Origin of the sequence: uncultured Solobacterium sp., from assembly GCF_963517755.1 — a bacterium.
GTDB lineage: Bacteria > Bacillota_I > Bacilli_A > Erysipelotrichales > Erysipelotrichaceae > Bulleidia.
In genome coordinates, this window is the sequence record NZ_CAUQGG010000004.1 from 97,052 (window position 1) to 121,268 (window position 24,217).

Annotated in this window: 20 protein-coding genes and 1 tRNA gene; 13 read left to right on the forward strand and 8 right to left on the reverse strand. The window is 36.3% G+C overall.

What is annotated here, in order from left to right; translation table 11 throughout:
• The first annotated feature begins 2 nt into the window (after positions 1-2).
• From RWM19_RS03665 to RWM19_RS03675, 3 genes are read left to right on the forward strand one after another with little or no spacing between them, the layout of a single operon-like run.
• On the forward strand, positions 3-1,079 hold the full coding sequence (locus RWM19_RS03665; protein ID WP_313983827.1) for an ABC transporter ATP-binding protein: 1,077 nt from the start codon (positions 3-5) through the stop codon (positions 1,077-1,079).
• Positions 1,079-2,803 carry an iron ABC transporter permease gene (locus RWM19_RS03670; protein WP_037403538.1) on the forward strand — a complete coding sequence of 575 codons (1,725 nt, stop codon included), beginning with the start codon at positions 1,079-1,081 and terminating at the stop codon, positions 2,801-2,803. The genes RWM19_RS03665 and RWM19_RS03670 overlap by 1 nt, the downstream gene beginning before the upstream one ends.
• A gap of 2 nt (positions 2,804-2,805) precedes the next feature.
• Positions 2,806-3,888 (forward strand): ABC transporter ATP-binding protein, encoded by a 1,083-nt coding sequence (locus tag RWM19_RS03675; protein ID WP_294022603.1) that lies wholly within the window; start codon positions 2,806-2,808, stop codon positions 3,886-3,888.
• Between the two features lie 36 nt (positions 3,889-3,924).
• Here the strand turns inward: RWM19_RS03675 and RWM19_RS03680 are convergent, their stop codons facing one another.
• Positions 3,925-4,797: an ROK family protein gene (locus tag RWM19_RS03680; protein ID WP_313983831.1), complete on the reverse strand. Its 873-nt coding sequence runs from the start codon at positions 4,795-4,797 to the stop codon at positions 3,925-3,927.
• Positions 4,790-5,488 (reverse strand): N-acetylmannosamine-6-phosphate 2-epimerase, encoded by a 699-nt coding sequence (locus RWM19_RS03685; RefSeq protein ID WP_028077673.1) that lies wholly within the window; start codon positions 5,486-5,488, stop codon positions 4,790-4,792. Before RWM19_RS03685 ends, RWM19_RS03680 begins: the two co-directional genes overlap by 8 nt.
• Before the next feature lie 102 nt (positions 5,489-5,590).
• Between RWM19_RS03685 and RWM19_RS03690 the strand changes: the two genes are divergently transcribed.
• From RWM19_RS03690 to RWM19_RS03710, 5 genes are all read left to right on the forward strand, one after another.
• Positions 5,591-6,946, forward strand: a complete 1,356-nt coding sequence (locus RWM19_RS03690) for an FAD-dependent oxidoreductase (RefSeq protein WP_313983833.1) — start codon at positions 5,591-5,593, stop codon at positions 6,944-6,946.
• Positions 6,947-7,086: 140 nt separating this feature from the next.
• On the forward strand, positions 7,087-8,010 hold the full coding sequence (locus RWM19_RS03695) for a winged helix-turn-helix domain-containing protein (RefSeq protein ID WP_313983837.1): 924 nt from the start codon (positions 7,087-7,089) through the stop codon (positions 8,008-8,010).
• Between the two features lie 46 nt (positions 8,011-8,056).
• Complete coding sequence (locus RWM19_RS03700) at positions 8,057-9,361, forward strand: C4-dicarboxylate ABC transporter (protein ID WP_294025207.1); 1,305 nt, start codon at positions 8,057-8,059, stop codon at positions 9,359-9,361.
• A gap of 100 nt (positions 9,362-9,461) precedes the next feature.
• Entirely contained in the window at positions 9,462-11,615 is a 2,154-nt protein-coding gene (locus tag RWM19_RS03705) for a hydantoinase/oxoprolinase family protein (RefSeq protein WP_313983841.1), read from the forward strand.
• Positions 11,608-12,159, forward strand: a complete 552-nt coding sequence (locus RWM19_RS03710) for a hypothetical protein (protein ID WP_313983844.1) — start codon at positions 11,608-11,610, stop codon at positions 12,157-12,159. Before RWM19_RS03705 ends, RWM19_RS03710 begins: the two co-directional genes overlap by 8 nt.
• A 33-nt stretch (positions 12,160-12,192) precedes the next feature.
• Here the strand turns inward: RWM19_RS03710 and RWM19_RS03715 are convergent, their stop codons facing one another.
• The 3 genes from RWM19_RS03715 to RWM19_RS03725 all read right to left on the reverse strand — a co-directional run bounded on the left by RWM19_RS03715 (position 12,193) and on the right by RWM19_RS03725 (position 16,060).
• Positions 12,193-13,794: a hypothetical protein gene (locus RWM19_RS03715; RefSeq protein WP_313983847.1), complete on the reverse strand. Its 1,602-nt coding sequence runs from the start codon at positions 13,792-13,794 to the stop codon at positions 12,193-12,195.
• Between the two features lie 74 nt (positions 13,795-13,868).
• Positions 13,869-15,068, reverse strand: a complete 1,200-nt coding sequence (locus RWM19_RS03720) for a PD-(D/E)XK nuclease family protein (RefSeq protein WP_313983850.1) — start codon at positions 15,066-15,068, stop codon at positions 13,869-13,871.
• A 23-nt stretch (positions 15,069-15,091) separates the two neighbouring features.
• Positions 15,092-16,060 (reverse strand): WYL domain-containing protein, encoded by a 969-nt coding sequence (locus tag RWM19_RS03725; protein ID WP_313983853.1) that lies wholly within the window; start codon positions 16,058-16,060, stop codon positions 15,092-15,094.
• Between the two features lie 274 nt (positions 16,061-16,334).
• Between RWM19_RS03725 and RWM19_RS03730 the strand changes: the two genes are divergently transcribed.
• The 5 genes from RWM19_RS03730 (at position 16,335) to RWM19_RS03750 (ending at position 22,057) form a co-directional block, all read left to right on the forward strand.
• Complete coding sequence (locus tag RWM19_RS03730; protein ID WP_313983856.1) at positions 16,335-16,799, forward strand: helix-turn-helix transcriptional regulator; 465 nt, start codon at positions 16,335-16,337, stop codon at positions 16,797-16,799.
• A gap of 107 nt (positions 16,800-16,906) precedes the next feature.
• Positions 16,907-18,604 carry a hypothetical protein gene (locus RWM19_RS03735; protein ID WP_313983859.1) on the forward strand — a complete coding sequence of 566 codons (1,698 nt, stop codon included), beginning with the start codon at positions 16,907-16,909 and terminating at the stop codon, positions 18,602-18,604.
• 197 nt (positions 18,605-18,801) lie between these two features.
• The gene (licT, locus tag RWM19_RS03740; protein WP_313983862.1) at positions 18,802-19,638 is read left to right on the forward strand and encodes a BglG family transcription antiterminator LicT; all 837 of its coding nucleotides are present in this window, start codon (positions 18,802-18,804) and stop codon (positions 19,636-19,638) included.
• Positions 19,639-19,651: 13 nt separating this feature from the next.
• Positions 19,652-21,064, forward strand: a complete 1,413-nt coding sequence (locus tag RWM19_RS03745; RefSeq protein WP_313983865.1) for a PTS transporter subunit EIIC — start codon at positions 19,652-19,654, stop codon at positions 21,062-21,064.
• Positions 21,065-22,057 (forward strand): ADP-ribosylglycohydrolase family protein, encoded by a 993-nt coding sequence (locus RWM19_RS03750; RefSeq protein ID WP_313983868.1) that lies wholly within the window; start codon positions 21,065-21,067, stop codon positions 22,055-22,057.
• Between the two features lie 41 nt (positions 22,058-22,098).
• Here the strand turns inward: RWM19_RS03750 and RWM19_RS03755 are convergent.
• The 3 genes from RWM19_RS03755 to RWM19_RS03765 form a co-directional block, all read right to left on the reverse strand.
• Positions 22,099-22,182 (reverse strand) — tRNA-Leu (locus RWM19_RS03755).
• Between the two features lie 50 nt (positions 22,183-22,232).
• Positions 22,233-22,994, reverse strand: a complete 762-nt coding sequence (locus RWM19_RS03760) for an alpha/beta hydrolase-fold protein (RefSeq protein WP_313983871.1) — start codon at positions 22,992-22,994, stop codon at positions 22,233-22,235.
• Complete coding sequence (locus RWM19_RS03765) at positions 22,966-24,195, reverse strand: ATP-grasp domain-containing protein (RefSeq protein ID WP_313983874.1); 1,230 nt, start codon at positions 24,193-24,195, stop codon at positions 22,966-22,968. The genes RWM19_RS03760 and RWM19_RS03765 overlap by 29 nt, the downstream gene beginning before the upstream one ends.
• Positions 24,196-24,217 lie beyond the last annotated feature (22 nt).

The following is a 24,217-nucleotide window of genomic DNA, read 5'->3' on the forward strand; positions in this document are numbered from 1 at the left end:
CCATGGCAAAAGTACAATTTAACGATGTATCTTTTAGCTATGGAGACAAAAAGATTATCCAAAACCTATCATTAGAAGTAAATGATGGCGAAATTATGGGTGTAATTGGACCCTCCGGGTGCGGTAAAACTACATTGATTAGACTTCTCTGTGGTTTTATCAAGCCTGAAACAGGGTCCATTTTTATTGGAGAAACTTGTGTCTTCGATGCTAAAAAGAGAATTAATATCCCACCAGAGAGAAGAAATATTGGTGTTGTATTCCAAGACTATGCGGTATGGCCACATTTAACAGTATTGGAAAATGTAAAGTATCCATTAAAGAAGAAGAGAATGGATAAGAAACAAATGCAGGAAATCGCAATGAATGCGCTCAAGCAGGTACAGATGGAAACTTATGCAAACCACTTACCTTCACAGTTGTCCGGTGGACAACAGCAACGTGTTGCGATTGCTCGTGCACTTGTATCATCAAAAGAATTAATCGTTTTAGATGAACCTATCACAAACTTAGACTTGAAACTACGTCAAGAGATGTTGAAGGAAATTCGTGAGATTCAAAAGACAATTGGAACAACAATCGTTTATATCTCACATGACCAAGAAGCTTCTTTAGAGTTATGCGATCGTCTTGCGATTATGGATCAACAGGGTAACATCCGTCAGTTAGGTAACGACTACGATATCGTTATGAAGCCTAAGGATCGTTATATCTTTGAATTTGTAGGGATTTCTAACTTCGTAGACGTAGTTGCGAAGGAGGATGGCGTATACATCAATACACAAAATGGTTTAGTGAAGCTAGATGAAAAGTCTGCACTCGAAAATCCAACAAAGGCATATCAATTAGCATTTAGACCAATGGATGCAGTATTTGATAACGAAAGTCCTATCAAGGGTAAGGTAGTTACAGAAACTTTCCTAGGAAATATTACAAACTACTTTATTCAATTAGGTGATAAGCAAATCCGTCTTCAACAATCTGCTTTAGATGTAATGAAGTACGGCAAGGCAAAGGAAGGCCAAGAAGTTGGCTTGAAATTTGTTCGTAAGTTCTATTATGAAAAGGAGGAGGCATAATGTTTAAGCGTAAAACGTTAAATAATGATTTAGCTGCGCTAGATGGTCGTAAGTTTTCTTTAGATAAAATTATGATTATCGCAAGCTTTATCATTCTTGCGATTATTGCGATTGTTCCGGTCGCCTCCATTATTGTGAATGCTTTATTCGTAGATGGAAAGCTAGCATTGGATAGCTTCTTCAAAGTTCTATTGAATAAAGAAAACATCGGTGCGATGTGGAATACAATCACCATTGCATTCTGGGTAACAATTTTCGGTACTATCATGGGTTTGTTCTATGCATGGTTACTTGGACGTAGTGATATTCCGATGAAGGGATTCATGCGTGCATTATTTAGTATCCCATACATGTTCCCTCCATTCTTTGGAGCCATGGCTTGGGACTTATTGTTATCAGGAAGAGGTGGATATTTAAATAACTGGTTAATGTCTACATTCCATTTAACAAAGGCACCTATTAACATCAACTCTATCTGGGGAATTATCTTCGTTGAAGTTTCTTATTACTTCCCATTTGTATTCATGCAGGTAGTAAGTGCATTAGAAAGAATGGACCCAACACTCGAAGAATCTGCACGTATTGCCGGTGCTTCACAGGGATATGTTATTCGTAAGATTACATTACCACTTGTTAAGCCTGCAATTTCATCTGGTGCACTATTGATTATGATTTCATCATTATCACACTTCGGTGTCCCTTCTATCTTAGGATTCTCACAGAACATTTACACATTACCAACACGAATCTTCCAGCTCATTAACCGTGCCGCTGGTGATTTCCAGGGTATTCGTGAAGCGACAATTCTATCAATCTTATTAGTTGTTGTTGTGTCTGTAGCACTTTTATTACAGAAGGCTATATTGAAGTCTGGAAGCTATGACATTATCAAAGGTAAGAGTATGCGTCCAACCGTAATTAAATTACGTTCTGCTAAGATTCCTCTCTTGATTATCTCTATCGTGACATTAGTTATCATCGTTGTTGTACCATTAGGAATGATCTTCTTAGTTGGTCTATTGAAGTCTTATGGTCTACCACTTGTACCAAGTAACTTCGACTTCAGCAACTATACTAATATCTTATTCAACAACAAGATGGTTCGTGATGGTGTATCAAACTCCTTAATCCTAGCGGTAAGCTCAGGTATCTTTGCAATGTTACTAGGTGTAATGATTGCGTATGTAATCATCAAGATCAAGCCAAAGGGAAAGGGTGCTTTGGAATTCTTAGCTACACTTCCATACTCTTTACCAGGTACAGTACTTGCAATCGGTGTCATTCTTGCATGGTCTGGAAAGATCTTGAATATCAACCTATATAACACACTATGGATTATCTTCATTGCTTATATCGCACGTTACTTGTCTTTCTCTATGAACGCAGCTTCTGCTGCCTTAAGACAGGTACACCCATCATTGGAAGAGGCTTCACGTTCTTGCGGTGCTTCTCATACAGAATCCCTCAAGGATATTACCCTTCCACTCATCCGTCCTGCGATGTTATCAGGTTTCTTCCTAATCTTCTTGCCAGCAATGCGTGAATTAACAACAAGTTCACTCTTGTATGGACCATATACAAGAACATTAGGTGTAGCTATCTACATGTTACGTAGTGATGGATATATTACACAAGCTTCAGCACTTGCAACCCTAACAATCTTATTGATCGTTGTTGTAAACTGGATTATTAACTTTATTACGAAGGAAAGAAAGGGCGTATAAGTATGAATCAGATTGAATTAATAAATGTAAGAAAAGACTATACGACCAAAACATTAGGTACAGTGACAGCAGTAAATAACTTCAACCTAACAATCAAGAAGGGTGAATGTTTCTCGTTCTTAGGACCTTCTGGATGTGGTAAGACAACAACTCTACGTATGCTTGCAGGTTTTGAAGATTTAAGCGAAGGTGAAATCCGTTTAGAGGGAAAAGTTGTATCCAACAAGACGAAGAACTTATACGTTCCACCTGAACACCGTAACTTAGGAATGGTGTTCCAGGCATTCGCTGTTTGGCCACACTTAAACGTATTTGATAACGTAGCATTCCCGTTACAAGTTCAAAAACGCCCAAAGGCAGAGATTGAGGAACGTGTAAATCTTGCGCTTAAACAGACGAACTTATTAGACCAAGCAAAGGTATTCCCATCTGATTTATCTGGTGGTGAACAACAGAGAATTGCGTTAGCACGTTCTATCGTTGTTAACCCAGGTATCTTATTATTAGATGAACCTTTATCAAACCTTGATCCAAAGTTAAGAGAGAGTATGCGTTTTGAAATCAAGCGTCTACAAAAGGAATATAACTTTACAATCGTATTCGTAACGCATGACCAGTCAGAAGCTTTAGCGTTATCTGATCGTCTACTTGTTATGAATAAGGGTGAAATCATCCAAATCGGTACTCCACAAGAACTCTATAACAAGCCAGTAAATTTATTCGTACATAATTTCTTAGGCGAATCTAATTTTACAAAGGTTGAATATAGAGATGGTAAGGTATATGCCGAAGGTGATACAACACAACCATTACCATGTACAATTCAACACATGGATAAGGCTGTAAAACTTGCGACAAGACCGAGTGAGATTGAAATCAATCATGACTCGGGAATCAAGACAAAGATCACAAAGCGTATTATCCTATCTGAATATACAGAATACTATGTAAGTTTAGGTACACAGGAATTAAAGATTCAGGCACCACACCATCAAGTATTGGCAGTGGGTGATGAATGTTATATTCGTCTAGTAAATCCTGTATATTATGATGCAGAAGAACGTAACTTAACACACGCTGAATAAACAACAAAAGGAGTGAATTAACTCCTTTTGTTGTATTTATCTACTGATATTTAATGCCAGTGCACCGTATATACCGGCTTTATTACCAAGCTTTGCTTGATGGATTTGTACACCATCAAAGCCTGGAATAACATATTTTTGATATGCCTTTTTAATATTGTTAAATACATATTCTTGTTCAAGAATGCCACCGCCAAGAATGAATAGTGGTACGTTATATACGTGTGTTAAAGAACATAAACCAATCGCAATCTGTTCAATCCAAGCATCTAAAATCGCTTTAATTTCAGGCTCATTTAAGTGATCAAATAGGATTCTTCCATTTGTAATGCATGGATTAACTTGTTGTGCACTTTGAATGAGTGCGGTTGTGGATGCTAGTGATTCGTAGCTACCATCCCATGGTTTTTTAACTGTTGATGATTGCAATATCATGCCGCCTAACATCACACCTGCAGATTTACCTGCTCCATAGTATGGCTGACCATTTAGGTATATACCTCCACCAATGCCAGTGCCATATGTTAGACATATGAAATCTTTGTAGCCTTTGCCTGCGCCGTATTGATTTTCACCACGAGCAGCGGCGTACACATCATTTTCAACTGTGACTTTGACATGGAATTCATTTTCGAATATCTTCTTTACTTGCATGCCTGTGTAACCTGGCATGTTTTCGTTTGCGTAGTGGATAGAACCATCATCGTTATTGACTTGTCCACAGGTGCTAATGCCGATGCCATCGCAGGGCATGTATTGTTTAATAAATGTGATACAGCGATCAATGACATCTTTTGCGCCTTGTTTGGCTAGTGTTGGAATTTCTGCTTCTTGGACAAGTACTTCATCTTCGAAAATACCAACTTTGATGTTTGTGCCGCCGATGTCTAGAGTAACAATCTTACGCATCAAGGGCCGCCTTGAACTTCTTGGTAATTTCGAGTGGTCTAGTGATTGCGGAACCAACCACAACTGCATGTACACCGATATCCATCGCATGACGGCATTGTTCTGGGGTAGAGATATTTCCTTCTGCGATAACAGGTTTACCACACTGTTCTACAAGTGTCTTAATCATTCTGTATGGAGGTAAACTGCATCCCTTTGTATATTCTGTATAACCAGCCATTGTTGTGCCAATTAAGTCAAAGCCAATTTCGGCTGCATGCATGCCTTCTTCAATGTTGGAACAATCTGCCATGAATAACTGGTCAGGATATTTTTCACGTACTGCCTTGAAGAAAGTATCTAGATCTAATTGTCCAGGACGTGTACGCTTTGTGGCATCCATTGCGATGACTTCAACACCAATTTCGACTAAAGCATCGACTTCTTTCATCGTTGGTGTGATGTAAACATCTGGTGCATCTTCATAGTCAATCTTGATAATACCGATGACTGGTAAATCTACCGTTTTTTTAATCTCTAGAATATCTTCTACGCTATTAGCGCGGATTCCTTTAGAACCGCCTAAATAAGCCGCATAAGCCATTCTGGACATGATATAACTACTGTGTAATGGTTCACTAGGTAATGCTTGGCAAGAGACAATCAATTGTCCCTTGATTGCGTCTAAAATTTGTTTATTTTTTTCGTTCATATGTTTTTACTCCTGTTGGTTTTATTGTATACACTTCAAAGAGTATTTGACAATCTGTTCTTTTTGGGGCATAACTAAAAACAAATACAAGGATGGAAAATTATGGAAACAAAAATTCAATATGGCACAAGAGAGATAAAGGTTTTAAAGACCTACGATACTGTCATTGTCGGTGGAGGTAGTGCGGGTAGTTCTGCAGGTTATACTTCAGCCAAGAATGGCTTTTCTACATTAATCATTGATAAGGCAATCCGTCTTGGTGGTAGTGCCACAAACGCACTTGTAACACCGATGATGCGCTCTTTTACAAATCATCATCAAAATTTCTATGATTTGGAAAATGAGATGAAGAAGTATGGCGAAACACGTGACCAACACGGAACTGCACAAAGATGGTTCTCTGCAGAGGCAATGGCAGATGCGTGGGAAAGTCTTTATATAAGCTGTGGTGGTGAGTTACTTTACGATGCGTCTGTCTGTGATGTGATTTTAGAAGATCACAAGATTAAGTATGTTATCGCAAATACGATTGAAGGCCTAGTTGCGATTGGTGGAAGACAGTTTGTGGATGCTAGTGGTGATGCGGTGCTATCACGCCTATCTGGTGTAGAAGTATTGTGTGGCGATGAAGAGGGAAATAATCAGATTACTTCACTACGTTTTGAAGTAGGCGGTATCGATATTGAAAAATATCGTGAATATGTATTCTCACTAGATGATACTTACAGTATTCATCGTATCAAGGGTGACCAGTTTGAATCAGCGATGGTAGCTGGTAAGAACTTTGCGATGGAACCACTATTCCGTAAGGGTGTAGAAGCAGGTATTCTAATTCCACAGGATTTACATTATTTCCAAAACTTTACAATTCCTGATAAGACAGGCGTCATGTCATTTAACTGTCCACACTTAGTGAATTTAAAGAATAATACGCATGCGCTAGAAAGATCTGCTGCTATCGTATATGGTCATCAGTGCATTCGTCGTCTGGTTCGTTTCTTGAAAGAAATGATGCCTGGATTTGAGAATTGTTATTTGGTTCAGGTAGCCAACATGTTAGGTGTTCGTGAATCATGGCAAATCGTAGGTAAGCTTTTGATGCATGAAGAAGACTATCCAAGAAAGGCTAGATACGAAGATGCAGTTGCGCGTGGTGACTGGTACATCGATGTCCATTCCGCAAATAAGAGTTTGGTACACCAGATTTCCTATCAACCAGGTGATTATTATGAAATTCCATATCGTGCGATGGTCACAAATGAAGTTGAAAACCTCGTTGTGGCAGGTAGATGTATCTCTACAACATTCTTAATGCAGGCAAGTGTCAGAATTATTCCAACCTGCATTGATATGGGTGAAGCAGCGGGTATGGCTACAGTATTGGCAAATCAAATGAATATGGCACTCAATGCATTAGATGGCAAAGATATCGCTGAAAAGTTAGGCGAATATCGCTAATTAAAATCAAGTACTCTCTAGCAGGAGTACTTTTTAAATACAAAAATAGAAAGCGTTTACAAATTAATATTGCAAATATTGAAAGTTAGGTGTATTTTAAAAGTGCGATTTATTTCGGAGTCCGAATTAAAGGAGTTTGCATGGGTAAGAAAGGTTTAAAAGACATTAAAAATCAGAATACCAATTTAGTCATGCAACAGATCATGCAAGCAAGGAGTATCTCACGTATTGAACTTGCACAGGAAACTGGCTTATCACCAAGTACAGTCAGTTCAATTGTTGGAGATTTGCTAGGCAAAGGTATCATTGTAGAAACGGGTACACAGACAGTTGAAAAGGGTAGAAGTCGTAAAGATTTATCTATCGCAGCAGAATTTGGAAGTGTTGCGGTATTTGAAATCAGTCGACGTTCAGTATTCTTCTGCTTATTCGATATGTGTTTGGAAACTCTTGTCTCAACATGCATTGCGAAACAAAGAGTAACGGGTAATGACTTGTTTGAATTGTTGGTAGAAACTGTAAAGATACATGCAGACCAAAACATACGTGGGATTGGTTTGTTACTGCATGATGATGTACAGCCGAGTGACTTAAATACGATTTACGATACAGGATATGCATCAGCAACAATCAGTTTACAGGGAGCACTTAACAGCCAATTACACATTCCTGTTAGTGAAGAGACATGTAGCAGTTTTACGATTACCAATGCATTCAATGAAGAAACGCTGCATGAAAAAGTAAACTGTGCACACGTGATGGTAGGCGAGAAAGTATTTACAACTGTTACGATTGATGGACAGAAAGTTCCGCTACGCTCAGAATTCTGTAAAGAACTACTCTCAGAAAACACAGGTACAAAGGAAGTTAGTCAGTTATTGAACACGTTATGTACGATGTTTGATATCAAAAAAATCTTTATGATGGGTACAGATTTTCAGTTCTATCAAAAACTAAAACTTCAGAATAAAGATGTGGAACTCATACAGGTTCACACAGAAGAAACAGATACTTTATCACCACGTATGGCAGAGAAAGTAAGAAATGAATTGTTATTTATTTAGGAACTAACGACAAATGTCGTGTTCATATAGGAAAGGGGATTTGAATATGCTTCAAGGTATTTTAATTATTTTAGCCTTCGTTATCATCGCAGCATTGATGATGACAAAAAAGATTCCTACATTACTAGCATTACCTTTAATGGCAGTTGTAATCTGCTTGATTGCTGGTGTTCCAGCAATTGGTGTAAACGCTGATGGTGTAGCAATCGGATGGTTGCAGGCAGTTCTAGAAGCTGGAACTGTTCGTATGGGCGCAGCTATCATGGCGGTTATTTTCGGTTCATGGTTAGGTCAATTAATGAACAAGACAGGTATTACAGAAAATATCATTAAGAAATCCGCCGAATTAGGTGGCGATAAGCCATTAGTAGTAACACTGATTCTCTGTGTTGCGGTAGCATTACTCTTCACAACATTAAGTGGACTTGGTTCCATCATCATGGTTGGTTCTATCGTATTACCAATCTTGATCTCTATCGGTGTTCCAGCTTTATCAGCTGCATCAATCTTCTTAATGTCATTCACAACAGGTTTAACATTCAACATCGCAAATTGGAAGATGTTCGCAGGTATCTTCTCACTTGAAATCGATCAGATTCGTAACTTTGAGATGTACCTCATGGTTGCTACAGCAGTAGCTACGCTAATCTTGATCTTCGTTGAATTCAAGAAGAACGGTATCAAGTTTGCATTCTCAGCTCCAGCTAAGCAAGAAGCTAAAACAACACAACTAACTGGTGTTAGAGGTGGATTAGCAATGTTTACACCATTAATCCCAATCGTTCTTGTTGCAGGTCTTAAGGTTCCGGTATGTCCTGCATTCATGGTTGGTATTGCATGGGCATTAATCTTCACATCAACATCTTTTGCAAAAGCAATGAACACACTTACAAAGACATGCTACGACGGTATCACAGATGCTGGTCCAGCAGTAATCTTAATGGTAGGTATCGGTATCCTTTACTTAGCAGTTACACACCCAATGGTAAAAGAAGTTCTCAATCCATTCTTATTAGCTGTAACACCTAAGTCTAAGGTTGCATACATCCTATTCTTCTCACTACTTGCGCCATTAGCACTTTACCGTGGACCAATGAACTTATTCGGTTTGGGTTCTGGTATCGCAGCACTAATTATTGGTTTAGGAACATTATCTCCACTAGCAGTTATGGGTGCATTCTTATCTGCAGAACGTATCCAGGGTTGTGGTGACCCAACAAATACACAGAACGTTTGGACAGCAAACTTCTGTGAAGTAGATGTCAACAGCATTACACGTAAATTACTACCTTACCTATGGGTAATCGCAGTATTTGGTGTAGTATTATCAGCCGTATTATTTTTCAATTAAATAAAACTGAAGGGTGCTTATTCTTTAAGTACCCTCAGTTATTTAAAATGAGTACAAGTTTAACTTGTGTTGATTTTAGATAGTCATATGAGGAGGGTATATGAAAGTTCGTATTGGTATTGACGTAGGTGGAACATTTACAGATGCAGTTGCGATTAACAATGAAACATATGAGTTGATTGGAACTGTTAAGATTCCTACAACACACTTTGCACCAGAGGGTGTAGCTGCAGGTATCGTTCAAGTATTACATAAAATCATGGAGGAATATAACATCAAACCAGATGATGTTGTATTTATTGCCCATGGTACTACACAGGCAACGAATGCCTTGCTAGAAGGTGATGTTGTAAAGGTAGGTGTTGTAACACTTGGCAAAGGATTACAAGGTGCAAAATCAAAGAGTGATACAGCAATTGACAACATCGAATTAGCAAAAGGAAAGTATCTCTACTCTGAAAATGAGTTTGTAGATACATCAGATTCATTAAAGATTGATGAAGCAATTATCGCAGCAATCAAATCCCTACAAGAAAAGGGATGTAAGAGTATTGTAGCAGCTGAAGCGTTCTCAGTAGATGATCCAACAAATGAAAACTTGGTGATTAAGCATTGTACAGAACATAATATTCCTTCAACTGCCACAAATGATATCTCCAAGTTATATGGCTTAAAGATTAGAACACGTACAGCAGTTGTAAACGCTAGTATCATGCCTAAGATGTTAGAAGCTGCCACAATGACAGATGAATCAATCAAGAAGGCAAGCATCAAGAATCCACTGATGGTTATGCGTTGTGATGGTGGTGTTATGACGGTTGAGGAAGTAAGAAATCGTCCTATCCTAACAATCCTATCTGGACCAGCAGCGGGTGTTGCGGGTGCTTTGATGTATGAGAAATTAACAGATGGTATCTTCTTTGAAGTAGGTGGAACTTCAACTGATATTTCATGCGTAAAAGATGGTAAGGTTATGATCAAGTACGCTGAAGTTGGTGGACACAAGACATATTTAAATTCTCTTGATGTACGTACCGTAGGTATCGGTGGTGGATCAATGGTTGAAATTAAAGATGGTAAGGCTATTAATATCGGACCAAGATCTGCTCATATCGCAAACCTTGAATATGAAGTATATACAGATCCAAGTTTAATCGTAGATCCTGTATTAAAGACAATTCAACCAATGAATGGTGACCCTGAGTATGCATACATTGAATGTAGTAATGGTACAAAGGTATCCTTAACAATGGCAGGAGCTGCCAACATTGCAGGTTATGTACATCCAGAAGATTATGCATATGGTAATGTAGAGGCTGCACGTAAAGCATGGCAACCACTAGCAGATAACATGGGATTATCTGTGGAAGAAACTGCGAAGAAGGTAATGGCATACGCAGCAGAAAAGAATGGTAAGGTAGTCAAAGACTTAATGCATGACTATCAGATGGACCCACGTACGACATTATTCGTTGGAGGTGGAGGAGGTGCAGCTAGCGTTGTGCCACATCTAGCTGAAACAATGAATCATCAATTCAAGATTGCAAAGAACGCTCCAGTTATCTCAACAATTGGTGTCGCACTAGCGATGGTTCGTGATATGGTAGAACGTTCCGTATCCAATCCAACTGAGGAAGATATCATCAGTGTACGTCGTGAAGCAGAGTTAAAAGCAATTCAAAACGGTGCATCACCAGATACAGTCGAAGTATCTGTTGAAGTAGATACACAACGTAATATCATTCGTGCAATTGCGGTAGGTGCTACAGAATTACGTAGTAAAGATCGTCTTAAGAAGCAACTAACAAAAGAAGAGTTACTCGATGCAGTTGCACATAACTTAAATGTTGATAAATCAACATTAGAAATTTCTGCGGAAAATGGAAGTATGTATGCAATACAAGCAGTCATTACAGAAAAGAAACTCTTTGGTCTTGTTAAGAAGACAACAAAACCACTACGTTTAATTGATGATGAAGGTGTTATTCGTCTTCAAAAGAAGAATGCATGGTCACGTCAATCTTCAGCTGCAAGCTGGCAAGCAGATGTGGATTGGATGATTGAAGAACTAACGGAATATAACGATGGTGGTGCAAACCTACCAAACCTATATATCGTATTAGGAAAGCGTGTCATTGACTTATCTGGTTTACAAAATGCAGAGCAGATAAAGTCAATCGGTGGTGTTGAATTAAGCGGTATCGCTGCAGACACAAAACTGATTGTGATTGCGACAAAGAGAGTTGATGGCTAATATGCCAGGATTTACATATCCTTTCCCAACCAAAGATCTTGCATATCAAGAACTCACTTATGATTATTGTTATAACAAGATCAAGGAAGAAGATAAGGAGCGTATTGTAGATGAAGCTTGGAAAAAGGGTGAGGAAACCGCAAAGAAAGTATTCGCAAAGTTTAATGGTAGTTATGATTTCCGCAAAATTTGCGCAGAATCAGGACTACAGTTAAATGATAAAGATACCGACTATGTTGTTGGTAACCAAAGATACTTCAGTGATTATGTATCTGGAACCAATCAAATTAACCTCTACCTAAAGTCAATTACAAAGTGGGCAGAAGAGAATCAGTTATCTATGAATGACGCAATCAACCTCATCCTTAGTCATGAATATTTCCATTTCATGGAGATGAATGTGATAGGACAACTCAGCAAATCATACGAAGTACCTATGTTAGTGATTGGTAAACTCAAACTAGGTAAGACAGGTATCCATGCATTATCCGAAATCGGTGCACATGGATTTGCCCATCAGTATTATCTTTTAGCAACTAAATAATAAAGAGGTATTATCGATATTGTGATAATGCCTTTATTCATCTTTATCAAATGGACACTTGATATTATTTGATTTGGACCAGTCTATGATTACTTCTTTTAATCCATCATATTTACTTATACGCTGATTGCCGATAGATCGAGCTTGAACAATCGCATGATTAAATACTTCGATTGATGCAATAAACTTACTATTTTGTTTTACGACAACGACACCACTATCACAATCACCCCAACTTTGTAAGCAGTTTTGTAGTGCTTCTCCAGCGTAATAACACTCGGCTGTGTTATTTAATGCAATAAATTTATACCCACGAATAGTAGCATTCACCTTACTAGATAATCGATGAATCAAAGGCAGTGAATATGGTGTTGAAATCATATCGTTAAAGAAGCAAAAACCTTTCTTCCATTTCTTTTGTTCGGACATTTGTTCGATATGATTTAGTGAACAGTAATTAATAACGTAATTTTGGAAATCGTACCAGCTAAAGTTAGTTGAAGAAAATTTATGTGACAGTACAGAAGCTCCCTTTACCTTACAACAGTCGCGAAAGAATGTATATGTAGTAGGGTGGCGATGTACTAACATCAAGATATCAAATATATATTTGCTAGCTAGGATATTACAAAATACATTTACATCATGAATTGTATTGTATAAAACAGTACATTCGCGGAGATAAAACAATAAACCTTGATTTGTAAAGATTAATTTTCGTATTGATTTCTTCTTTGAAAATGAAAAAGATTCAAGATATTCTAACGCAGTCTTTTGGTTATGCAATCTTTTAAGATTTGTGAAGTATTCCTGGAATATATATGTAGTTTTATGATATGGCATAGCCAGATAGAATGATGCATCAAATCCTACAAAGCGAGAGAAAAATACATAGTTTTCTAAAGTGTTTGATAAATCTACAGGTAAGGTTGTTTTTGTGATTTTTTGCATGCTTTCTTTTATTGTTTGTTTTATGATATCGAATCGATTAAACCATTCTTTCAGAAAGCAATTTGATAGAATGGTAGGTTTATTTGTAATGTCTTGTATATATAATGGAGTGTCATCTTTTCCAATATAGCGTATGCATGAATGTCCATTACGAATATTGAATTCAACTTGTTCATACATAGGAACATTGAATATGTAATTTAAGTCAACTAGATAAGATCCATGTTTTTTGGCATGTAGAATGTTAATTTCATGTTTGATAGTTAACTTATATTTCTCTTGTTTAATAGAAATGGTAGTTTTCTGATGTCTATCATTTGATTCTTTATGACAATAAGGACAAGTAAAACGATGTATCCCTAACGATTGAAATTTTGTTTCTATCTTTTCTTCGTTTGAAAGTACAACGGTTAATTCTTGATTAGACCAATCACATATTAAATTTACTTGTGATTGATTCGGATTATAGATACACCGAATTGGATGTAAATATCCACAATATGGACATACAATATACGCACTAATTAGTGTGAGTGATTGATCGTTGTGATATATGATAGCAAAATCCTTAATATTCTCACTACAGTACAAATTATTTAACGCATCGATAGATGCAAAGTTTTCTCTCTGAATACGTATCTGATAATCTTTAGTTACTCTAACAGTTTTATATTTTGGTCTCATAACTAGTACCTCCAATGGTACCCTAATCATAAAGAAAACCCCTGTACGTGAATCTGTATAGGGGTTGGTGTTTTTTATCTAAAAATATTCTTGTTTTCTTTGCAATAAGATATAAAGTACTCAGTTATATCTCGTACTAATTTTTTTATCTCCTTAAAGTCTTTATTTTGAAGATTACTCATTGGGATGAATATAAGATCACTTTCTATATAGTTGCATCTTTTTCCAATTTGTTTAAAACAATTTCTATTAGGGAATTTATCTGCATGCTCGCGCAAAGGTGTATAGTTATCCTTTTTCCGTTTCCTTGTATTTTCATTTACTTTTGTATATTTATCATAATGTCGTAAAGAAATATAAGGTGCATCTATTTCTTCATCTGATTTACTATTCGGAGAATCTATACGCCAGAATATAGAATGATATTCATCTTGATCTGTTTTCGCCATTTTATCATTATGCTTTGCATGCCAAATGGTATACTCAGCATAAGGCACTTTCCCATTATTGTTTCCAGACTGTATTGTTTCTACATTCATATCTGCTTCATTTGTTTTATCTTTGCAATTCAAATCCATTTTTCCATTTTCTTCATAAAATATCTTTTTTAGGAAACAGTATCTACCATATGTAGTTTTTAGAGCCTCTACATATAGATTTTTTTCAATCATTTCTTCGATTTTTTTATGGCTCTCTTGAGTTTCTTCTACGTAATGATAATAATCGAGGAAAATATCAGAAGTAATCGGTTCTTTAGATTCTGGAGAATAGGCCTTTAATAGACTATATAGCCTATCAAAATCAACCACTGTATCGACAGTATTCTTCATAAATATATCTTTAGAATACATAATTCCTGTTTTTATATATGCAGTATAAATCTGGGTTCCTGGTAGATTTTTATATCCAATCTTTTCATCTTTGGATAATGCATCGTTTAGTTGATTCTTATATTTTTCAATTTGCTCATTATGCTCCGATGTGTTTGTTTTATCCTCGATAATGAGTGCATATTGATTATCTTGATTATCCTTAAATAGTACGAGTACATCAATTCTGTTGAATTGCTTTAATACTTTCACCTCTTTATATATATCTTTTTTATTCTCACCGAGAAATAAATCAAGCATAGCTTTTCCATATTTATAATATGGATCATCTGTGTCTTCCTTTACAGCTAGCCAATTAAGACTCCAGCAGAAAAAGGCATCTTGGGAAAGTTCTGATGTTGCAAAGTTGAATAGGTTGTTGGATTTTTTTGTGTTGTCAGTCATAATATTTTCCTCCGTTTTGACTATTATTGTGTTTTACTTGTGATGTATTTGTTCTGAAGGATACTAGATGTGATTTGCTCTCTTAACCATTTTGGTGATAATACTTCTGCATATTGTAAGTATTGTAATGCCCAGAATTTAATACCGCGAGGTGGTGCGTGAACTGTAAATTCAAATTCTGTGTCAGAGGTTTTTCTGATGAAGATATTTGTTCCGAAGCGGTCGATTACATCATCTAGGATGATGTCGTCACATCGCATTGTTATAGCTTCGGGTTTTCCGGAGAATGCATAGACTGCATCCATGGCATCCTCTTTTCTTTCATATTCTTTATCCCAAGATGAAGATTGAATCACAACATCTTTCATGTGATCAATACGATAAAGACTGGTATTTATTTTTCCTGATAGATTACATATTAGATAGTAATGTTCATTCATGTATACCATGCCATATGGATTAACAATGTAGGGCTTTTCTCTACGTTTTTTTAAGGTTTTATTGATGTCGTAATTTAGATACGAAAATGATACTTGTTTCTTATCTTGGATTGCTTCATCAAGTACTTCGATATTTAAGAAGACTTGTCGATTATCGGATTTTCTACTCGAACGTACTACTTTTAAGTGTGTATATTTCTTTCTTTGATGCATGCTGAGTTGGTTTTGAAGCTTTGAGATAAGATCAGAAGACTGTTTATTGGAGATAAAAGGGAATGCATAGACTGCATCTGTTAATAGTAGAATTTCTGATTGCTCGAATGCACGACCTTGAAGATAATAGCCAATCTTGTTATCTTCGAATGTTGAAATGTCATATCCAAGATCTACTAACAATGCGATTGAAGAGTAAATGGTTCTTCTATCAGGTTGAATGTGATAGAGTAGCTGCATTTTTTGTCGGATTTCCTGCATGGATAGAATGTGATTTTCATCAGAGTACTCACGTAGAACATGTAGTAAACAGATTGTAATTGCTCGATCAGTCTTCATATGATTGGTCCCTCATTCAAAATGAATTGTATGTGATATTGGTTTTGATATTTGTATTATAGTTTGTAGATATGTACAAAAAAATGTACAGCTGGGGATAATTTCTAAAGTTACTTATATAAGTTAATTGTAAAACTGTTTTGTTTATTTTCAAGACACTGTATAAATCGAAAAATACAGTAATACATTTTAAGATGGCGAATAACAATAAATTTGTTTGAGTATTAGTATGCTATCATCTATATAAGAGATTAGATTTATGAGGGTAGCCATTATGGAAAATAAAGAGAAAAGTATGTTTCAAGAAGCTCGTATGAAGCTGAAACTAACACGAAATAAAGTAGCAGATTTATCAGATGGTTTTTTCAATGAGAGTCGTCTTGAGAAGATTGAAACTGGTAAGCTCGAAATTCATCCTGAAGAAGTTGTAAAGCTTGCGGAAATCTATAAGGATAAAGAGTTATGTAGCACATTCTGCGCAACAGAATGCCCAGTTGGAATTAAACGTGGCATGAAAGTTGTGAAAGAGAAGAACTTATCTCAGATTGTATTAGAGATGCTTGCGACTTTACAATCTTTGGATGAAAAGAAAGTAAGATTGATTGAAATGACAGTGGATGGAAAAATCGATGATAAGGAAATCCGCGATTTTAAAATTATTCAAGACCAACTAAAACAAATGGAGGAAACAATCCACTCTTTACAACTTTGGATTGAACATTATGTTGATAAAAACTAACAATTTGTAATAATAGCTAAAAATAGAATGTTTTTTCGTAATATTCATGAAATGGGAAATGAATATTACGGGATATAATGCATGTACAAAATAAGGGGGATGAAATAATGAACGTACAGAAGAACCCACAGTTTCATCAGTTTAGTAGAATGAAGTTTCATCAAGAGAATTTAAAGAATAATACTGTGATGAGTTATGTGATAGGAATTGTTATTACACTTGTTATCGCATGTGTTGGATTCTACTTTTTCTTGCCAGCAATTAACCTAAAGAGTATTCAATTCTGGACATTTCTATTAGGAGTTGGTGCAGTGTACCTTATCGTACAGGCACTAGTATTCTCTGTTCGCAAAGAAAAGGAGAATCTAAAGAGGATTGCGCTTGTGGAATGTATTCTCTTTGTATGTATGGTGCTAGGTAGTATTACAAGTATGCGCTTATTCCACGCGAAGGAATATTCATCCATCTTGAAAGTAGCTGAAGGAAGTACGGAAGATATTCCATCTGTTAGTGGAACAAGTTCCATTGCCTTAATGGATACTGCAAGTGCTGAGAAACTTGGTGATCGTAAGATTGGTTCCTTAAGTGATGTTGTTTCACAGTTTAATGTTGGTGAGTATATGCAGATTGACTATCAGAATAGTCCAATCAAGGTAGCACCTTTACAATATGATGGATTCTTTAAATGGTTTGGAAACCATGAAAATGGTATTCCTGGTTATGTAAAAGTAAATCCAGTCACAATGGATGCGGAATATGTTTCGATGACAAGCAAGATGAAGTATGTACCTAGTGCTTATTTCAACGAGAATTTAGAAAGACATATTCGTTTTACATATCCAACAACAATGTTTACAAATCTTCATTTTGAAATTGATGAAGAAGGTAATCCTTGGTATATCGCTTCTACTTATACAAATAGTATTTCTCTTTTTGGTGGTAAGAAGATTACAGGTGCTATCTTAGTTAATCCAATTGATGGCACAATGACAAAGCTTGATGTGAAAGATGTTCCACGTTGGGCAGATATTATTTACCCAGGAAATCTTATCGTAGATCAGTATAACGACTCTGCTAAATTACACCGTGGATTCTTGAATAGTATCTTTGGTCAGATTGATTGTAGACAGACTACAACCGTAGAAATTAAGAATGAAGATGGTGATAAGAGTTATCGTACAGACTACGGATATATCGCAAAAGATGGAGACATTTGGATTTATACAGGTGTAACCTCTGTAAATGGTGATTCTAGTAATATCGGATTTATCATGGCAAATGAACGTACATCTGAGACAAAGTTTATCCTAGCTTCTGGTGCAGATGAAGGAAGTGGTATGCATTCAGCTGAAGGTGAAGTACAAGAGAAGGGATATCACGCATCTTTCCCATCATTAATCAATGTTGATGGTACACCGACATATATTATGGTATTAAAGGATGATAATGGTTTGGTGAAGATGTATGCTTGTGTCAATGTTGAGCAGTATAACATGGTTGTGACAGCGTACAACCAAAAGGACGCAATCGAACAGTATCGTCGTTTACTAAAGGGTGAAATCAGTACGGAACAAGCAAATCAAGAAATAAATGATGCTGTAGATACTTCTGCCTATAAAGAGAAGGAAATTACAGTAGCGAAACTTGAAAAGATTGATATTGGTGGTAATACATATCTTTATATCATTGATACAAATCAAAATATTTATAAAGCAAAGTACGCTGATGTAATTAAGATGATTACTGTAAATGTTGGTGATAAGATTACTATCAAGACAGATGGTATAAATTATCTTTATGAGTAAGAGGAAGACCTCTTACTCTTTTAAAACTTACTTAATTTGCATGCATGATGTAAGGCTCATTGACTTTACAGTATTCTTTGAGTAATATTTTAGTAGAAATATCAATGAGGAAGTTATCATGATTGAGCTTAACTCGTTTTCATTAAATTATACGGTTTGTATATTTTTTGAGACGAGTTTTTTCGTTGAGAGGGACTATGAAAATCAAGAAAATACTGAACAATAATACTGCCGTCATTGATGATAACGGTAATGAAGTGATTGTGATTGGAAAGGGAATTTGTTTTCAGCGTAAAGCTGGGGATTCCATTAATAGTGCATTAGTCGAGAAGCGATTCTTTTTATCTTCTAATGAGTTAAATCTTAATTTACAGAAGGTGTTAGTATCTTTGCCGTTAAGTGAAATCAATATTGTGGATAGAATTATCCAAAATATACGTTTATCTTTGACGAAAAAATTCAGTGATATGTTATATGTTTCTTTGTGTGATCATGTGCATTATGCTTTAAAGAATTATGCGGATGGGATTTCTGTGCGTAATGATTTATTAAATGAAATATCGCATTTTTATCCTGATGAATATGAACTTGGGGTACAAGGTATTCAAATTATAAATGAAGAAACAGGGGTAGAACTACCGATTGATGAGGCTGGTTTTATTGCGATGCATATCATCAATTCTGAAACGGAAAATGGTATTGGTACTGCAAATGTTAGGAAGGTTACTATCATTATCGATGAAATATTAAAAATCATATCGAATTACTTCAACGTGGAGATTGATGAAAAGTCATTGGTATATTTCAGACTTATTAGTCACTTAAAATACTTTGCAAGGAACATTGTTACACATCATGAATTTGGAAGTGATGATAAGAATGAAGCACTGTTAAATATGTTAAAGGAAGCATATAAAGACGCATACTTATGTGCGATAAACATCAAACAATTTATTCATGCAAAATATGAAGTGGAAATTGGCAATGAGGAATTAACATATCTAATAATTCATATTCAACGATCAATATCATGAAAGGGGGATCAAAATGAATGAGAATCAAAAGTTAGCACAATTTATTTTGGAAAATGTAGGAGGAAAGGAGAATGTTGAGTCAGCTACTCATTGCATGACACGATTACGCTTAAAGTTAAAAGATAATTCAAAAGCGAATCGCGCAAATCTAGATAATCATTCAGGTATTATTTCTACTCAGGTTGCTGAGGGGAAATTACAAGTGATTATTGGCACACAAGTAGGAGATGTTTACGAAGAGTTTATTAAGTTTGTACATGTGGTAGAGGAAACTCCACAAGAAGAGACAAAAGACAAAAATATTCTAAATCGTTTTGCGGCATTGATTACTAAAATTGTTGTTCCATCATTAGGTGTTTTGTGTGCTTGTGGAATTATTGCAGGTGTTAATTCAATTCTATTATCAACAGGGGTAATCACAAGTGGTGATGGTACAAACATTCTATTATCTAACTTAGGGAATGCATGTTTAACATTCTTCCCAGTTATTTTAGGTTATACAAGTGCGACTGCATTTGGTATGGATCCATTTATCGGTATGATCCTGGGTGCATTTATGATTTACCCAGGTATGGCTCAGTCGATTAATGCAGGTGATCCATTGTTTACACTATTTGCAGGTACACCTATAGAAATGCCTGTATTTAAAACATTCTTAGGAATTCCAATTATTTTCCCTGCAACAGGGTATACATCAACGGTTATTCCTATTATGATGGTAAACTTCTTGGCTTCTAAGATTGAGATAACTTTAAAACAAGTACTACCGCGTGTAACAAGACAGTTTATGGTTCCTTTCTTTACAATTCTATTTGCAGGAATCGTTGGCGTATTATTAGTTGGACCAATCTCAATGATTATCCAAAACTTATTACAAGCTGGATTAAATAGTTTGATTTCAACATCTAAGATTTTGGCATTTGCAGTAATTACATTAATTTATCAACCATTGGTTATTTTTGGTTTACATTGGCCATTAATTACTTTGGGAATTATGGAATATGGTTCATTAGGAAATACACTCATTGTAGCTTCAATCTTTCCTGCAAGTTTCGCGCATATGGCAGCTTGCTTTGCAGTATTCTTAAAGAGCAAAGATATTAAGACAAAGAATATAGCCTTACCTGCATTCTTAAGTGCATGTTTCTGCATTATTGAGCCTTCGATTTATGGTGTTACATTACCAGTTAAGAAACGTTTTGGGTTCTGTATGATTGGTGGATTAGTAGGTGGCTTAATCTTGGCTTTATCAAATTCTCCAATGTATGCGATTAGTATGGGTGTAACTGGTGTCATGTCATTTATTAATCCAAACGTTCCTGGCATTGGTGGATTAGTTTGGGCAATTATTGCATGTATCGCCGCAATGTTAGTAACATTTACTCTTACATTTGTTACATATCAAGATACAAAGGAAGTGAAATAAATGAGTTTTTCCCAAAGAGATAAAATATTTGGGTTGCTCTTCGGCTGTGCTTATGGTGACGCAATGGGAATGCCATCTGAAATGATGTGTCGCACAATATTGGATGAAACATTTCCTGATGGCATTCATGCATTATTACCATCTTCAAAGAATGATTTCTTCAAGCGGAAATTTAAAGCAGGTGAGGTGACAGATGATACTGTGAATACCTTACTGGTATGTGATTCAATCATTGAAGATGGAAAATTTGATACGGAATTATACCTTCGTAAATTATTGCGATGGGCAGATGAAAATCCAGAAAAGAATGCTAGTCAAATCGGACCATCTACTTCAAAAGCTCTAGATTTGTTACGTGCCGGTAAAAGTTATGTAGAGTCTGGAAAATATGGAACCACGAATGGTTCGGCGATGAAAGTTAGCCCACTTGGAATTCTACATAATTATTATGATATCCAAGGTTTAGTAGATGATGTTTGTAAACTTAGCCTCCCAACTCACAATACAAGTATTGCGATTGCAGGGGCGAGTGTTATCGCAACTCTATCTAGTTATGCGTTGCGACATGAATATGATGAAGAAGAAATTTGGACACTAGCGAAACTTGCAATTGAAGAGGGAATGAAACATGGAAACCAACTTCCATCACCATCGCTATCAAAGAGACTTGATTTCATTCGACAAGATATTAAGATCTTATCTGAGAAAGAGGTCCTTGAAAAACTTGAAACAGTCTACGGTGTTGGTTTTGAGACTATTGAAACAATTCCGGCTGTATTTGCAATGATTATCCTAAGTAAAGGGAATCCAATGAAGTCTGCTCAATTATCAGCTAATATTGCTGGGGATAGTGATACGATTGGTGCTATATCCACTGCTATCTGTGGCGCATTTCATCCAGAATTTAATAGTTTAGATATCAAACACATTGAGGAAGTCAATGGAATCAATTTTAAAAAGTATGTAGATGGATTAGAAAGAGTATTCAAATAAACATAAAAAGGACTCCAATATGATATTGAAGTCCTTTTCAATGGTGCGGATAACAGGAATCGAACCTGCACTCCGAAGGAACTAGATCCTAAATCTAGCGCGTCTGCCAGTTCCGCCATATCCGCGTGCTAAATAATAATAGCAGAATAGTAAGACGATGAAAAGCATAAAATGATTAATTCGTTGATTGTGTGTTAATTAACTGGTTCACATAGTATGGAAATTGCTTTTCCCACCATGGCCAATCGTGGCTAACGTCAAATCCCCAGTACTCGACGTGGGCAGGGATATTCTTATATTTGAGTAGTTCTTCTAAGCGACGAGTATCCTCTAACATTGGGTGTTCCCAAGCACCCTGTCCACAACAGATATATATCTGTTTCTGACGGTATTTTTCAACATATGGATGATCATAGTGCATTCCGTTGATAAAGTCATTTGGAGAATTTTGGTAGATGATTTCGTTGCTGTAGGGACCGAAGAATGGGTAAGTGCTATATACACCAGATAAACAGATACATCCCGCAAATAAGTCTGGCATACGGAACAAGATATTTAATGCGTGATAAGCACCTAGTGAGCATCCTGTTGTATAGATTTTGCTTTCTCTTTGGTTATGGTATAAATCACGAAATAGTGGTAATAGTTCTTGGTAAATATAATTAAAATACGCTTCATGAGCACTGATGCGATCATTGATATTTTTCCATTCTGCAGACCAGGATTCTCCATCGATGGAGTCACAACATAGTACCATGACTTTCCCTTGATCAATCTGATAGGAAATGGATTGGATTAGGTTGCGGTTTTCGTAGTCGTAGAATCTTCCATCTTGAGATGGAAAGGCAAGTAGTACAATGCCCGCATGACCAAAAACCTTGAACTCCATATCTCGATTTAGATGATAACTATAACTCTTGTGGTAGTTTATCTGCATGTGGCTTCACTTCCTTTTCCGTCACAAAATCAACAAACTCATGGAGTTCCTTCATCGTTTTAAAGCGGGCAACGTAGAATTCATTACCCATCGCTGCATCTAGTACTTGTGGCATTCTTTCGTGCATGACGATGCTTGCGCCAAAGCGCTGGAAGACTTCAAGACCAGAGTGTGCGTAATGACTACCATCACGTAGGCCGACGTGTACACAGTGGTAGATAGGATGTGGCGATACCATATTCTGTACATGCATGCACATCTTTGCATAAATCATGTAGATGTTGATATCTTGCGAGTAGTTGATCATATCTGTCATGTATCCACCTGGTGGACGCATGTTCACTTCGAGACCGATTAAATCACCTTTCTTACCAAGTCCTTCTTTATCTTCTGTCATACGGAAATACTCTGTATGGAAGAAACGTGAATGAAGGTTGAAGGCATGGATGAGTCGTTCACCCATCTGGTTAAGGTCTTTTGGTATTTCGATTTCATTCCAGAAGATACAGTCTGTCTTTCCATTTACAATTTCCATAACTGGGTTTGGGAATACGTGACATGTACGGTAAACAATTTTGTTGTTTTCATCTACGATGCCATCAAATGACAAGATATATCCTGGAACATATTCTTCCATGATATATTCATGTGGTAGTTGAATTTTATAGAAGTCTTCAAGTTCGCTGTCATTGCGAATCTTCCAAGTTGCGCTAGAACCTACACCATTGTTAGGCTTTACGACAACTGGATAACCCACTTTAGAAATAAACTCTTTACCAGCTTCTAAAGTGGATACGATATGATAGCGTGCGGTTGGCACATTTGCCTTGTGATAGTATGCTTTCATTTCAGACTTTAGCTTATAATGCACAACATCATCTGCTTTATCACCAGTGGTAATATTAAAATCCTGACGTAGTTTTGCGTCTTGAAATAACCAATATTCATTATTGGACTCTAGCCAATCAATTTTGCCATAACGATGGGCAAACCATGCGACTGCACGATATACCTCATCATAGTTTTCTAGAGAACTTACTTGATAGTAATCATCAAAAGCTGACTTTTGTACATCACTTAAAGAGTTATAATTTGCGTCACTGATTGCGAGAGAACGACCACCTAATTGTTTCCAAGCAAGTGGGAATTGATAGTACGTCTTAGGAAAATTAGGGGAGATAAAGATAAAGTTTTTTTGCATAATATTCACCTACTTTGTAGTG

Coding starts and splice junctions, on each gene's coding strand:
- RWM19_RS03665 (WP_313983827.1), top strand. CDS start 3: ATGGCAAAAGTACAATTTAACGATGTATCTTTTAGCTATGGAGACAAA.
- RWM19_RS03670 (WP_037403538.1), top strand. CDS start 1,079: ATGTTTAAGCGTAAAACGTTAAATAATGATTTAGCTGCGCTAGATGGT.
- RWM19_RS03675 (WP_294022603.1), top strand. CDS start 2,806: ATGAATCAGATTGAATTAATAAATGTAAGAAAAGACTATACGACCAAA.
- RWM19_RS03680 (WP_313983831.1), bottom strand. CDS start 4,797: ATGCGTAAGATTGTTACTCTAGACATCGGCGGCACAAACATCAAAGTT.
- RWM19_RS03685 (WP_028077673.1), bottom strand. CDS start 5,488: ATGAACGAAAAAAATAAACAAATTTTAGACGCAATCAAGGGACAATTG.
- RWM19_RS03690 (WP_313983833.1), top strand. CDS start 5,591: ATGGAAACAAAAATTCAATATGGCACAAGAGAGATAAAGGTTTTAAAG.
- RWM19_RS03695 (WP_313983837.1), top strand. CDS start 7,087: ATGGGTAAGAAAGGTTTAAAAGACATTAAAAATCAGAATACCAATTTA.
- RWM19_RS03700 (WP_294025207.1), top strand. CDS start 8,057: ATGCTTCAAGGTATTTTAATTATTTTAGCCTTCGTTATCATCGCAGCA.
- RWM19_RS03705 (WP_313983841.1), top strand. CDS start 9,462: ATGAAAGTTCGTATTGGTATTGACGTAGGTGGAACATTTACAGATGCA.
- RWM19_RS03710 (WP_313983844.1), top strand. CDS start 11,608: ATGGCTAATATGCCAGGATTTACATATCCTTTCCCAACCAAAGATCTT.
- RWM19_RS03715 (WP_313983847.1), bottom strand. CDS start 13,794: ATGAGACCAAAATATAAAACTGTTAGAGTAACTAAAGATTATCAGATA.
- RWM19_RS03720 (WP_313983850.1), bottom strand. CDS start 15,068: ATGACTGACAACACAAAAAAATCCAACAACCTATTCAACTTTGCAACA.
- RWM19_RS03725 (WP_313983853.1), bottom strand. CDS start 16,060: ATGAAGACTGATCGAGCAATTACAATCTGTTTACTACATGTTCTACGT.
- RWM19_RS03730 (WP_313983856.1), top strand. CDS start 16,335: ATGGAAAATAAAGAGAAAAGTATGTTTCAAGAAGCTCGTATGAAGCTG.
- RWM19_RS03735 (WP_313983859.1), top strand. CDS start 16,907: ATGAACGTACAGAAGAACCCACAGTTTCATCAGTTTAGTAGAATGAAG.
- licT (WP_313983862.1), top strand. CDS start 18,802: ATGAAAATCAAGAAAATACTGAACAATAATACTGCCGTCATTGATGAT.
- RWM19_RS03745 (WP_313983865.1), top strand. CDS start 19,652: ATGAATGAGAATCAAAAGTTAGCACAATTTATTTTGGAAAATGTAGGA.
- RWM19_RS03750 (WP_313983868.1), top strand. CDS start 21,065: ATGAGTTTTTCCCAAAGAGATAAAATATTTGGGTTGCTCTTCGGCTGT.
- RWM19_RS03760 (WP_313983871.1), bottom strand. CDS start 22,994: ATGCAGATAAACTACCACAAGAGTTATAGTTATCATCTAAATCGAGAT.
- RWM19_RS03765 (WP_313983874.1), bottom strand. CDS start 24,195: ATGCAAAAAAACTTTATCTTTATCTCCCCTAATTTTCCTAAGACGTAC.